The organism is Exiguobacterium sp. UBA3491 (genome assembly GCF_002377745.1).
Lineage (GTDB): Bacteria > Bacillota > Bacilli > Exiguobacteriales > Exiguobacteriaceae > Exiguobacterium_A.
The window spans coordinates 1-13,291 of the sequence record NZ_DFQK01000030.1; the positions used below are offsets into that span (position 1 = coordinate 1).

The 13,291-nt window shown below is 46.8% G+C and carries 13 protein-coding genes; 3 read left to right on the top strand and 10 right to left on the bottom strand.

All coding sequences use genetic code 11. The annotated features are described in order from the left end of the window. Positions 1-270: 270 nt before the first annotated feature. Positions 271-1,140, bottom strand: coding sequence for a nucleotidyltransferase-like protein (locus tag B4F99_RS11260; protein WP_035412741.1), 870 nt, complete (start codon positions 1,138-1,140; stop codon positions 271-273). Between the two features lie 114 nt (positions 1,141-1,254). On the opposite strand from B4F99_RS11260, the gene B4F99_RS11265 reads away from it, so the two are divergent. After that, the gene (locus B4F99_RS11265) at positions 1,255-1,617 is read left to right on the top strand and encodes a DUF2614 family zinc ribbon-containing protein (protein ID WP_029340912.1); all 363 of its coding nucleotides are present in this window, start codon (positions 1,255-1,257) and stop codon (positions 1,615-1,617) included. Positions 1,618-1,631: 14 nt separating this feature from the next. Here the strand turns inward: B4F99_RS11265 and perR are convergent, their stop codons facing one another. Continuing rightward, positions 1,632-2,054: a peroxide-responsive transcriptional repressor PerR gene (gene perR / locus B4F99_RS11270; protein WP_369792039.1), complete on the bottom strand. Its 423-nt coding sequence runs from the start codon at positions 2,052-2,054 to the stop codon at positions 1,632-1,634. Between the two features lie 175 nt (positions 2,055-2,229). Here perR and B4F99_RS11275 point away from each other — a divergent pair, with 175 nt between their 5' ends. Beyond that, a complete protein-coding gene (locus B4F99_RS11275) occupies positions 2,230-3,528 on the top strand; it encodes a glutamate-1-semialdehyde 2,1-aminomutase (RefSeq protein WP_214856518.1) in 1,299 nt (432 codons plus the stop codon). Between the two features lie 48 nt (positions 3,529-3,576). Here B4F99_RS11275 and B4F99_RS11280 read toward each other — a convergent pair whose 3' ends face one another. From B4F99_RS11280 to mutY, 4 genes are all read right to left on the bottom strand, one after another. Further along, complete coding sequence (locus B4F99_RS11280) at positions 3,577-5,310, bottom strand: ABC transporter ATP-binding protein (RefSeq protein ID WP_214856525.1); 1,734 nt, start codon at positions 5,308-5,310, stop codon at positions 3,577-3,579. A 90-nt stretch (positions 5,311-5,400) separates the two neighbouring features. After that, positions 5,401-5,943, bottom strand: coding sequence for a nucleoside tri-diphosphate phosphatase (locus B4F99_RS11285; RefSeq protein ID WP_023467311.1), 543 nt, complete (start codon positions 5,941-5,943; stop codon positions 5,401-5,403). Between the two features lie 116 nt (positions 5,944-6,059). Next, positions 6,060-6,485 carry a hypothetical protein gene (locus B4F99_RS11290; protein WP_035412732.1) on the bottom strand — a complete coding sequence of 142 codons (426 nt, stop codon included), beginning with the start codon at positions 6,483-6,485 and terminating at the stop codon, positions 6,060-6,062. Continuing rightward, positions 6,485-7,501 carry an A/G-specific adenine glycosylase gene (mutY, locus tag B4F99_RS11295; RefSeq protein WP_214856517.1) on the bottom strand — a complete coding sequence of 339 codons (1,017 nt, stop codon included), beginning with the start codon at positions 7,499-7,501 and terminating at the stop codon, positions 6,485-6,487. Before mutY ends, B4F99_RS11290 begins: the two co-directional genes overlap by 1 nt. A 103-nt stretch (positions 7,502-7,604) precedes the next feature. Here mutY and B4F99_RS11300 point away from each other — a divergent pair, with 103 nt between their 5' ends. Further along, positions 7,605-8,588, top strand: coding sequence for a metal-dependent hydrolase (locus tag B4F99_RS11300; protein WP_214856516.1), 984 nt, complete (start codon positions 7,605-7,607; stop codon positions 8,586-8,588). 45 nt (positions 8,589-8,633) lie between these two features. Here B4F99_RS11300 and B4F99_RS11305 read toward each other — a convergent pair whose 3' ends face one another. Genes B4F99_RS11305 through B4F99_RS11320 form a run of 4 tightly spaced genes read right to left on the bottom strand, consistent with a single transcriptional unit; the run spans position 8,634 to position 13,086 of the window. Continuing rightward, positions 8,634-8,906 (bottom strand): YfhJ family protein, encoded by a 273-nt coding sequence (locus B4F99_RS11305; protein WP_056063671.1) that lies wholly within the window; start codon positions 8,904-8,906, stop codon positions 8,634-8,636. After that, positions 8,903-9,223, bottom strand: coding sequence for a DUF1811 family protein (locus B4F99_RS11310; protein ID WP_290757990.1), 321 nt, complete (start codon positions 9,221-9,223; stop codon positions 8,903-8,905). Before B4F99_RS11310 ends, B4F99_RS11305 begins: the two co-directional genes overlap by 4 nt. A gap of 60 nt (positions 9,224-9,283) precedes the next feature. Further along, positions 9,284-11,344, bottom strand: coding sequence for an ABC transporter ATP-binding protein (locus B4F99_RS11315; RefSeq protein WP_290757992.1), 2,061 nt, complete (start codon positions 11,342-11,344; stop codon positions 9,284-9,286). Between the two features lie 14 nt (positions 11,345-11,358). Next, positions 11,359-13,086, bottom strand: coding sequence for an ABC transporter ATP-binding protein (locus B4F99_RS11320; protein WP_290757994.1), 1,728 nt, complete (start codon positions 13,084-13,086; stop codon positions 11,359-11,361). Positions 13,087-13,291 lie beyond the last annotated feature (205 nt).

Consider the following 13,291-nt stretch of genomic DNA (forward strand, 5'->3'; position numbering starts at 1 on the left):
GAATACGATTTTTGCCTCATCGTTCAGTTTTCAAAGTTCGTCGTGTCGTTTTCAGCGACTTTAATAAGATATCACGGAATAACTTAAGCGTCAATCCTTTTTTGAAATCTTTTTTCTTTCCCGTCACCGTCCAGCGCGTGTTGCCCTGTCGACATGTATTAATATACTATCTCGGTATAATACCGTCAATAGTTTTTCTAAAAAAACTTTTGAAATCTTTTTTCTTCTATATATAGCAAAAACAATTCTAGGAAAAAGTAAAGCCGATCGTCATACGACCGGCTCATACGTCACGAGTTCGACTCCCGCCCCTTTAGTCGTTTGATATGAGATACGAATCAAACCTTTTCGCATGAAGAAATCGATTAAGCTGCTCAAATCTACTTTAACTTCTTGCAATCGTTCTTCTTCCATCAATTCATACATCGTCCAAGGATCCGTCCGTTCACGCATAATTTCGAATAAATAGCGTCCTCCCGATAAAACCTTGGACTGCAAAAGGTGCTCAAGCCCAATCAAAGCAAGATGAATACGTTGATCTAGTGTCTCTTCACTCATCAATAATTGCTCGTATAGTTTATAGACATCCGGGTCATCGAGTCGCGCCTGTTCCCAAACGACCGTTTCAGGATGTTTTCCTTTTTCGAGGACGGATAACCGTGCCAGGTGATGCAACGCATGATGGACATGTGTATAGGCATCATAATGATGTCCGCGACTAAACAAGTTTCTTCCATCTTGGAAACGACGCAACAATTTAGCAAAGGAAATCGTCATCTGTAAATGTCGTTCCTCATCAGGAAAATCGAGTAGTTGTCTTTTTAAGTCAACTAAGTAATCGTTTCGTTCGAATACGATCGTCCCTTCAGCAATCCAGTGAATCGCGCGTCGATTGGCATTTAATAAAATCCAGCGTGATAACACATCTTCATGTACGAGGTGTAACGACACCTTTAGTGTATTCAGTCGATAATGTTTGATCGTCCACTCGACTTCTGGGTCTCTCGTGATGACAACAAGAAGTGTATCAAATTGATCCGTCAGGGAATCCCGTGGTTGCCGTTTCTCAACAGCAATGATCCCTTGTGTTTCACGATAAGCCGCGTACTCCGAATAAATCGTTCGTGTTGCTTGTTCCATGTACTTCTCACCCTTCTATACGAACTCGTCGTTACCATTTTCGACAAAAAAACAAGCTTTCCTTCTTCAGGCAATCCCACTTCTTATGCTAGACTGACAACAGGGGGAATTCACTTGAAAAAACAACGTAAAAATAAAATAAACCGCGCGCGAAACTTAGCTATGTTTCTCGTCTTCGGTGGGATGCTCGTCATGTATGGCGGTCTATTACTCAAACAATTCGAGATCATCATGGTCTTACTCATGCTTCTCGGTTTCGTCATGGTTCTCGCCAGTACGGCACTCTATTTCTTGATTGGTCTGACATCAACGAAGGCAGCTGTCGTCACTTGTCCGAACTGTGGAAAAGAAACAAAAGTCCTTGGTCGCGTCGACTTATGTATGCATTGCGATGAACCACTGACGATGGATCCATCTCTTGAAGGTAAAGAATTTGATGAAAAATATAATAAACACAATAAACGAGCTCCCCGCTAAGGCAGCTCGTTTTTTTATTGGACATTCGATTGACAGTCCGGGCAAGTTCCGTACACTTCTAATCGGTGACGATCGACTTTAAAGCCTGTTAAGTGCGCCGCAACCGTTTCGACATCATCGAGCACAGGATAGTTGAAGTCAACGATCTTTCCGCAATTTTCACAGATCATGTGGTAATGGCGTGTCGTAACGAAGTCGAAGCGACTTGAAGCGTCTCCGTAATTCATTTCCTCAACGATTCCTTTTTCTCGAAACACGCGTAAGTTATTATATACAGTCGCCACACTCATGTTTGGAAAACGATGTTCGAGTGCACGATAAATCTCATCCGCTGTCGGATGCGTGTGTCCCGTCGTTAAATATTCCAAAATCGCGTGACGTTGTGGTGTCATTCGAACGCCTGATTCCCGAAGTGACTTCACGGCGTCATCCAGCATTTCGTTAGCCACGTCCATCCCCTCATTTCTATCTTTCATTGATTATCAGATTGTAATCTTTATAATTAGTCTACCTACAAATAGGCATTCCGTCAACGGCTCTGCACCGGATTTGACGTCCATGATACAATCATATCGTGATATTTTTCACGAATCATCGATTGGAGGAATCTTCATGTCTACCCACACTACTCGCCCTACTTCAGAGGCGTTATATGAAATCGCACAAGAGTGTATCGTTGGTGGCGTCAACAGTCCATCCCGTTCATTCAAAGCCGTCGGCGGCGGTGCACCTGTCTATATGGAAAGCGGAAAAGGTGCTTACTTTTATGATGTCGATGGCAATCGCTACATTGATTACTTAGCGGCCTACGGTCCGATCATCACAGGACACGGTCACCCCCACATTACGGAAGCGATCACACACGCTGCCCAGAACGGTCTTCTTTATGGCACGCCCCACCGTCTAGAAATCGACTTTGCACATAAACTACAAAAAGCAATTCCTTCGCTTGAAAAAGTACGTTTTACGAACTCCGGAACGGAAGCCGTCATGACGACGATTCGCGTCGCACGAGCATATACAGGTCGTGAGCTTGTCGTGAAGTTCAGTGGCTGTTACCACGGTCACTCGGATTTGATGCTGATCGCAGCAGGAAGTGGTCCAGCGACACTTGGTTCTCCCGATTCAGCAGGTGTCACGAAAGCGACGGCAAAAGAAGTCATCACGACACCGTTCAATGATATCGAATCATATCGTCAAATCATGGAACAATGGGGCGATCAAGTCGCTTGTGTACTCGTTGAACCAATCGTCGGAAACTTCGGTATCGTCGAACCGCAACCTGGATTCCTTGCTGCAGTCAACGAAATCACGCATGCTCACGGCGCACTTGTTATTTACGATGAAGTCATCACTGCATTCCGTTTCACATACGGCAGTGCACAAGAACTACTCAATATCCGCCCCGATATGACGGCGCTCGGCAAAATCATCGGTGGTGGTTTACCGATCGGTGCTTATGGTGGTCGTAAAGAAATCATGGAACACGTCGCGCCACTCGGTCCGGCTTATCAAGCAGGTACGATGGCAGGGAACCCAGCATCCATGGCTGCCGGTATCGCTTGTCTTGAATTACTTGAGCAGCCTGGTGTCTATGAAAAACTTGATCACCTCGGTGCCTTACTCGAACAAGGTGTACTGGAAGCAGCAAAACGTCATGACGTCACGATTACGATCAACCGTCTAAAAGGTGCCATGACGGTCTACTTCACGGATGAAACAGTCATCGATTACGATGGTGCAGAACGTGCAGATAGCGAGATGTTTGGACGTTTCTTCAAATTGATGCTGGAAGAAGGCGTCAACCTCGCTCCTTCGAAATACGAAGCGTGGTTCTTGACGACAGAACATACGGAAGCCGACATCACAGAGACGATCGCAGCAGTCGATCGTGCCTTTGCTCGACTTTAAGTCTCTTCACTAAAAAAGCAGCGCCCTCGCAAGGGGCGCTGTTTTTTGTTATTCGACGAGTTCCAGATTTTGAATGGCATACAGTTCAAAATAAGCGCCTCGTTTTTGCATGAGAACTTCGTGTGTGCCAATTTCCGTAATCTGACCATTTTCAATGACGACGATCTTATCGGCATCGGTAATCGTTGATAAACGGTGCGCGACAGTAAACGTTGTCCGCCCTTTTGCAAGACGTGCTAACGAATCTTGAATCATCGCTTCGCTCTCTAAATCGAGCGCACTCGTCGCCTCATCCAAGATTAGAATCGGCGGATTCTTCAAGAAGACCCGCGCGATCGCAAGACGTTGTTTTTGACCACCCGATAGCTTAACGCCTCGTTCTCCGACCGGCGTATGATAACCGTTTGGTAATCGTTCGATGAATTCGTGGGCATTCGCTGCTTTTGCTGCTGCGATGACTTCCTCGTCCGTCGCGTCCGGATTCCCCATCTTGATGTTCATTTGGACCGACTCACTAAATAGAATCGATTCCTGCATGACCATCCCGATCTGATCGCGAAGACCTCGCAACTTCAAGTCACGAATATCAACATCGTCAAGCGTGATCCGACCGGCAGACACATCATAAAAACGCGGAATCAAACTGACGAGCGTTGATTTCCCGCCACCTGACATCCCGACGAAAGCAATCCGTTCGCCTGCCTGAACGTCAAGCGTCAAGCGATCGATCGCCAGCTCACCGCCTTCTTCATAAGCGAAACTGATGTTTTCAAATTGAACGTTTCCGCGGACATCTTTCGGTTCACGCGCATTCGGTTTTTCCGTAATGTCATACGGCTCATCTAAAAACTCGAACATCCGGTCCATCGAGGCAATCGACTGTGTCAACGTCGTTGAAGAGTTGACGAGACGACCGAGCGGTGCATACAGACGGTCGATATAACCAATGAACGCGACCATCGTCCCAAGTGTCACTTGATTGTTCAAGACGAAGAACGCCGCCGTTCCGAAGATCAGGATTGGTGCGAAGTCCGTAATCGTCGAGACGACGACGTACGTCCGCGCATTCCAGTTCGTTTGACGAAGCGCTGCTTTTAAAAAGCCGTCATTTTGATGTTTGAACGCTTTGTTCTCGTGTGGTTCCAGTGCAAAACTACGAATGACTGCCATCCCGTTGACCCGTTCCGTCAAATGACCTTGTAGTTCCGCAAGGGCTGCCGAACGTTCCCGTGTCAATCCACGTAAGCGACCGTAAAAGAACTTAACGGCAAGGGCATAGAAGGGTAAAGGAATGATGGCGACGAGTGTCAACTTCGGATCAATCGTCCACATGATGGCAATGGCAATAAAAATCGTGATCATATCAAGCCATAGATTCATTAATCCTGTGACGACGAAGTCTTTCGTCTGCTCGACATCATTGATGATCCGCGAAATGACTTCTCCGGTTTTCGTATTCGAATAAAAACGAAGCGACAATTTCTGAACATGATCAAACAATCGGTTCCGTACGTCAAATAGAATCTTCGACGCTGACCATTGTGCGAGATATTGACGGACATATTCAAGCGGCGGCTTGACGATCAAGAAGATGAAGACACCTGCTCCGATCAAATACGCCAATTGTTTACTTTTTTCCGCCATCGGCATTGTGTTCCCGGTTAGGATATGGTCGATGATGTATTTATACAACAATGGAAGTCCGAGCGGGATCGAGAACTTGATGATCCCGACGAAGACCGTCAAGAGGATCTGTTTTTGATACGGCTTGACGAACGCCATATAGCGGCGAATCGAGCCTTGGTGCTTACGTTTTGCTTGTGTTGCCACGTGTTTCACTTCCTTCAATTAAAAAAAGACGATGGCGAACCATCATCTCCGATATCTTGTTTCATATTCACGATACCACATATCCACGAAAGCCGGGTTAAATGGACCCTTGCGACTACGAATCCACTGGATCAGGATTTGAACATTATCCTTTAAAATACGATCAATCGCCTTCGGATAGTTCATTTCACGGCGATGTTTCTCATATTCGTCCTCATCGAGGATCATGTAGGACATGTCCGGATACACTTTGATATCTAAATCATAATCAATGTACTTGACTGCTCGATCTTTCTCATCGAACGTAGAAGGTGATCCGAGGTTGCAGTAGTAGTAAATGCCATCCTCCCGAATCATACAAATGACATTGAACCAGAGTTCTGTTGAAAAATAACAGATTGCAGGCTCTCGCGTTCGCCACTGACGACCATCTGATTCACTGACCATGATACGATCATTGAACCCAATCAATTCTTCTTCCGTCGATTTCAGCACGAGCGTTTCTTCCCAAACTCTGTGTAAGCTCCCGTTATGTTTGAAACTTTGAATCTCAATCTTGCTACTTTCTTTTGGGAATCGACTCATGTGCTACTCCTTTCTAAAGCGTTTTTCTTCCATTCTGTTATACTCTCGTGCTTATTATACCCATTTTCAGAACACATGAAAAACGAAAGGGTATTTTTTCAGAAAAATGACGGAATTCAGCCTTGAAAGTGATTCAAAATCGCATTTTTTCGCTGTTTGAACATCGGTTTTAAGATGAATGCTTCAATGACGAAGGCTGGTAAGAAGGAGGCATACGTCACTTCATCCATGAAATAGACGCCAGATTCACGTTCTTCGACTCGGTGCACGTGGCACCAGGCACGAAACGGATACGGCACTTTTGTACCGACATCGACGAAGACATATTCTTCTACGAAAGGAATCCAAGACGTCCACGAGACAAATAGTGGTGAAACTCCGACACGTAGACGAATCGTGTTCCCGGCTCGCGTCCGTGTATCACCCGACGTCTTCACTTGCGGAAATACCGTCAATCGACTTAAGGCCTTGGCATCACTTAAAAAATCCCACGCTTGCTTCTTTGATGTATCGACACGCGTCTCAAATCGAAAAGTATGCATTAGATCTCCCCCTTTAATAGTCGATCAATCTTCATTTGGGCGACAGATACCGGATGCGTCGCATACGTTTCCTGATCAACTAGTATCGTCTGGTCCGGCTGTTCCGTCACGCGATAGACAGCAATCTCCCAAATCCGGTGCGAAAAGATGTGTCGAACATGCCCGATAAGCGTTCCGTCACGCGCTTCTTCTGCTTCTCGAAGTGGATATTGCCACATGCCAGCAAGCAAACCGGTCTCCGCCCGTTGTTCAATTGCGATTTTTCCGTCTGCTTCATAAACAAGAGCATCATACGGAATAATTTGCGTCTTCCCTTTCTTCGTCTTCACAGGTAGTTCTTCCTGTGCATTTCGATCATATGCAAAACAAACGTCTTGAACAGGACAAAGTCCACACATCGGAGACTTCGGTGTACAGACCATCGCGCCGAGTTCCATCAAGCCTTGATTGAAACTGGACGGATCAGCTGGATCAATCAATTGATGTACCGCCGCCTCAAACAATTTCCGTGTCTTCGGTGCAGCAATGTCTTCATAAATCCCAAGTACACGTGAGAGGACGCGCATCACGTTTCCGTCTACTGCTGGTTCTGCTTGCCCATAAGCAATCGATAGAACCGCTCCTGTCGTGTACGGACCGACACCCTTCAGTTGACTGAACAATTCCTTTTCGTCCGGAACGATCCCATCATATTTTTCAACAACTTCCTGAACCGCGATTTGAAGATTCTTGACACGGGAATAGTACCCTAAGCCCTCCCAATGTTTGAGCACTTCACTTTGATCCGCTTCTGCTAAATCATGCGGTGTCGGAAAACGTTTCGTGAAGCGCTCATAATACGGGATGACTGTATCAACGCGCGTTTGTTGAAGCATGATTTCACTAATCCAGATATGATATGGGTTTTTGGTTCTTCGCCACGGGAGATCCCGCTGTTCACGAAGGAACCAGGCAATCAGTTCTGTGGTAAATTGTGTTTTATTAAAGTTTGTGAAATATTCTTGAACGACAGTCAAAAGGTTACCTCTTTTCTCTTGGATACGATATATTTATTAAAAATTACTCGGCAGAACCTCGATGGATTCACCATCACGATTTTATAGAAGGAGCGAATTCGCATTGGATACTGGTACGCATATCGGCATGGGACTTTGTCTCGCCGCCATCTCGACGCTACACCCTGACGTCGCAGCGAGCACGACGATGTTTGCTGCCGTGACGACGACGGCGCTCGTCGGCTCACACGCACCTGACTTCGACACTGTCTTTAAGTTCAAAGGAAACAGCGCCTATTTGCGCCAACATCGCGGAAAATCACACGGATTGATCGCCTTACTCGCCTGGCCGTTATTACTTTCGATCGTCATCGGTACGTTATTCGGTATACCTCCGACTTCATTATGGCTGATGGCGCAGATCGCTGTCGCTCTTCATGTCTTCGTCGATCTGTTTAACGCTTACGGAACACAAGCCTTACACCCGTTTAAAAAATCCTGGATTGGTTGGGGTGTCATCAACACATTTGATCCGTATCTGTTCACGATGTATTATGCCGCGTTCGGGATTTGGTTATTGACGAAAGCGACGATCGTCATCTTCCCGATTTTAATTGCCATCGTCATTATTTACTACGCTGTTCAATTCAAGTTACGAAATGACGCGCTTGCGACCGCAGCGCGCTATTATCGCGGCGCACACAAGCTTTTCATCTCACCTGGCATGAAATGGGATGAGTGGCATGTCGCAGCACGTTTACGCGATGAGTATTCCGTCGTTAAGATCAACAGTGGAACCGTCGTCGAATGCGGAAACTTCCGGATCAAGGACGAACCGCATGGTGACGCCTTGTACGAAATTGTTAAACAAAACGCGGACTTGCAAGCATTTCTTGAGTTCTCGAAGATTCATACGTATACGGTCTCACGAAAAGATGGCATTGTCGAATACCGTTTCACCAACCTTCGTTATTTCACGAAGGAAGTCTATCCATTCGTTGCCGTCGTCAGAATCGACGCTGCTACACAAGAAATCGTCAGCTCCTATACCGGCTGGGTGTTCAGCGAACGGACTTTGCAGAAAAAACTGTTCATCCCTGCATTATAAAGACAAAGCTCCGCGCAACGGAAATCCCGATGTGCGGAGCTTTTTTCATTCGACGTTTCGACCTGTCATCAAATGCTTGAATTTTTCGTTCGTCGTATTAAATCGGTGTAACATCGCCCCATGCTGTTTAATCTGTTGCTCGACGAAATGAACTGCAACGGCTTCACCTTGATACTTCTCACCTGCGCGCGCGAGTGTTGCTTCGAAATCTTCCCATAAGACTTCGACCCATGTTAATGCCTCGTCAGGGGTCAGTACGTCGTTTACTTGTAGTAATTCTTCAGCCAGTTGCTTTAGTGCTTGTTCTCGATTCGTCATGCCTGCTCCCCCTCTCCTGTGAATAATGCGAGCGGAATCGCGACTTCTTGAGCAGTTCCTTCAAAATGTCCCCAGCCCATGACGCCATTGACGAAGTGTAACTCAAATCGCGCCTCTTCTCCTTCAATTCGGTAAAAGACTCCCCGTTCGAATCGTTTCGGATCGATCAAATAACTTTTCGCAATAGCGATTTTTCGCGTCACGACTTCCACTTCACTGACGTTCCCGTGTTGCTCCGCTTTTCGTTTTTGTTCACTTAATTTCGTGATCAACATCTCAAGTTCGTATTTCGATAATTGACTCATCCGTGTCTCCATTCCAAAAACTCCCCCTCTTCGTTTTTCAGTATAAACGAAAAGGAGGAGAAACTGGATGGATTAGCTTGATTTCAATTCTAGATTCCGCTTACTTTGTAATGCATACATTTTCGCATAAATCCCGGACATCGCGAGGAGTACATCATGGGATCCTCGCTCGACGATCTGACCATGATCGAGAACAAGAATCTCGTCCGCATCCTTGATCGTCGACAAGCGATGGGCAATGATGAACGTCGTTCGTCCTTTCGTTAATGTCAGCAAGGCATCTTGAATGACCGCTTCCGTTTCCGAGTCAACACTCGCTGTCGCTTCGTCAAGAACTAGGATGGCAGGGTCAAACGCTAGCGCACGGGCAAAACTGATCAACTGTCGTTCCCCCGCTGATAACGTGGCACCTTTTTCGATGACTGGTTCATCGAGCCCGTTCGGTAAACGATCAATGAATCGATCCGCGCCGACGGCTTCGATCGCTTGTCGTACCCGTTCTTCGGAAATATCAGGATTGCCGAGTGTGATGTTCGAGCGAATCGTTCCTGTGAAGAGGAACGGATCCTGTAAGACGATCCCCATATGCTCACGAACCGCTTGTTTCGGTAAAGTCGTCACGTCCTGTCCGTCAATCAACAACTGTCCTTTTGACGGATCATAGAAACGCATCAGCAGGTTCATGATCGAACTTTTCCCGCTACCCGTGTGACCGACGAGAGCAATCGTCGCGCCAGGACGAGCATCGATTTGAATTTCACGTAATACGGGATTTCCCGCTTCGTAACTGAATTCGACGTTATTAAAAGAGACCGCACCTTTGAAACGAGGCACGCGACCTTGTTCGACCGGCTCGCCCTTTTCGTCGAGCAACTGGAACATTCGGTCCGCTGACACGAGCGCTTGTTGCAGCGGTGACAGCTGATTCATGATTTGAGTGACCGGTTCGAATAAACGGGACACGTAATCGATGTACGCATATAAGATCCCGAGTGATAAAAACGATCCATTCGTCAGACTTTTTCCGCCGACGACCCAAATCAACAAGGCGAGCGTCAAGTTTTTCAAAAAGTAGGATAAGTTGTGTGACATCAAGGCATCAAGTCGTAACAACTTTGCCCGTGTCTGATAGTTCTCTTCATTCTTTTGTTCGAATTCAGCAAGAACTTCCTTCTCACGTGCATAAGCCTGAATGATCGGCATCGTCTGGATGTTCTCATTCAGTTGACCATTCATGTCGGCAACGAGGGAGCGGACCTTGAAGTTATTCTTCGTCGCGAGTTTCTGGAACAGCTGAATCCAGAAATAGACGATCGGAATGATGATCAGCGAGACGAGTCCTAAGCGATAATCGAGGAAGAACATCGCGACGAGAATCCCTGCCATCGTGATGATCCCCGAGAAGACCCGGGCGAGCACACCGAGATAAAGATCGCGAATCGTCTCCGTATCATTCGTGACTCGACTAACGATTTTCCCGATTGGCGTCTGATCGAAATAACGGACCGGTAACCGTTGCAGATGCGTAAAGACATCAAGACGCATCCGTTTAATGATTTTATGGGCAGAGCGTTGGAGCAAAATTTGTTGAATCCAGTTCAAACCAGCTGCTGCAAGCAGCAAAAGGACGTAGATCAACGATAACCAGCCGATCGCTTTTAAGTCCTTTGAATAAAAATCATAGACCTGCCCTTGTGTCAGCTTTTGAATACCGTCATACGTGTATACATCGTTTCCACGCGTGACCGTCAGCGTATTCCCACTAATTTTCCGTTCTCCTCCACTGACGACTTGTTTTGGTACGAAAAAGTAGCCGTTTGCCGTCTGAACGATCGAGACGGATCGAACAATCTGACTTTTCGAGACATCCTGTGCTTTGGCGAACTGACGACCGTCATACGTGACCGCACCGTCCGCTTTAACTTCAACCCAGTCCTTTTCAATTGCCACGATATGTTCATCGATGATGACTTTGGCGATATACGGACCTGTCAATTCCGCTCCGACTGCTAATACGAGTAGAAACAATCCTAAGAAAATTGCTTTTTTCTCATGCATCGCATAGCGGATTAACGAACGGATCGTCGTCTTCCGACGTGCCGGATCGAGTTGATATAATTCCAATTCATTCATGCAAAGGCACCTCCTTACATCTCTTCACTTTGTCGCTCGAATTGTTGAGCGTACCAGCCATTTTGTGCCATCAGGCTGTCATGTGTTCCTCGTTCAGAAATCATTCCGTCTTGTAAGACGATGATTTCGTCCGCATGTGCCACTGCCGATAAGCGATGGGCAACAATTAATGTCGTGGATTGGTGGCGATTCGATCGAATCGAATCAATGATATGTGATTCCGTTTTCGCATCTACCGCTGATAATGAATCATCCAGCAACAGCAACTCTGGTTTTTTTAACATCGCCCGCGCGATTGACAGACGTTGCTTTTGTCCTCCCGACAACGTGATGCCACGTTCACCGACCATCGTCTCAAGTCCTTGTTCCAGCGTTTCGATATCTTTTTCGAACGATGCGAGACGAATCGCTTCCTGCAATTCAGCTTCTGTCGCTTCACCTGCACCAAACAGAATATTGTCCCGGACGGATTTTGAGAACAGCAAATGTTCTTGAGAGACGTAACCGGTCCATCCGCGAACCGTCTCTAGCGCAACATCTTCATACGGTATACCGTTGACTGTCAACATGTCCCGTCCGATTGGATACTCACGTAAGAATTGACGCAAGAACGTCGTTTTCCCGGATCCTGTTGGTCCGACAATCCCGATCGTTGTTCCTTGTTCAATCGTCATATTCAAATCTCGTAAGACCGGATGCGCTGTCTCTGGATACGTAAACGTCAAACCCATCATCTCGATCCGTTCAGGGCGATCGACGTGTTTCCGCGGTGTCGAAGCAATCAACGGTTTGACACTCATCGTTTCCTCTAAGCGGTCAAGACTTGCTGTTCCGCGCTGGATGACATTGATCAATTCACCAAAGGCGTACATCGGCCAAATCAGCATCCCGAGATAGATGTTAAAGGCGACCAATTGTCCGAGCGTGATGTCGTTCGTAAAGACGAGATATGTCCCGAACGATAAGCCGATCAAGTAACTGAACCCGACGAGCAGCTTGATGATCGGTTCAAATAAGACATCGATTTTTGCGACGTGCATATTTTTCTCAAAAACATCCGTCGTGACATCATCGAACCGTTTAACATCGACTGGTTCTTGTACGAATGAGCGGATGACACGCAGGCCGGAAATCGATTCGACGACCTGGTCATTCATCGTTCCGAATGAATCCTGGGCAGTGATGAAACGCCCGTGAATTTGACTTCCGAGCTTATTCATCGCGTAAGCGAGAAGTGGCATCGGTAACAAGGCAGCAAGCGTCAGCTTCCAATCGATCGCTACCCCCATGACGACGAGCGTGATTGCCGTCATGTTCAGTGAATCGACGAGCGTCAAGACACCAAATCCGGCTGTCCGCTCGACCGCCTTTAAGTCGTTCGTCGCGAGTGCCATCAAGTCTCCCGTCCGATTCTTTTGATAGAACGTCGGCGTCAGTTTCAATAAGTGCGTAAAGAAGCGGCTCCGCAGCGTCCGTTCTAATAAAAAGGCCGTTCCGAATAATTTCGCTAACCATTGATACGTCAAGATGAAGGACACAATGGAGATGACCGTTAATCCGCCGACATACTGTAAGAGTGTCGTCCGGTCCATCGACCCTGATCGTAAACCGTCGATGACCTTACCGATCAGCCACGGTGGCGTTAAATCAATGAAGCCGGTGATGATCAACAAGACGACTGCTACGAGATACGATGATTTGTGTTCTTTAAGAAACCAACTCAATTGCTTAAATAAACGCATGAGGGTCCCCCCTTTACTGTAAAATGAAGTACTTTTTCCGAGCACGCAAAAAGGCATACGGATTTCCGGATGCAGTCCGAGAATCAGTATGCCTTGAAATGGGCATGATCCATTCTTGTTCGTCTGCGCGCTCGGGAGACGAATCCCCTTGCTCGCACATGAAATGAATTACTTAAACGCGCTCAAGAGTCTCCGTCGTATTCAC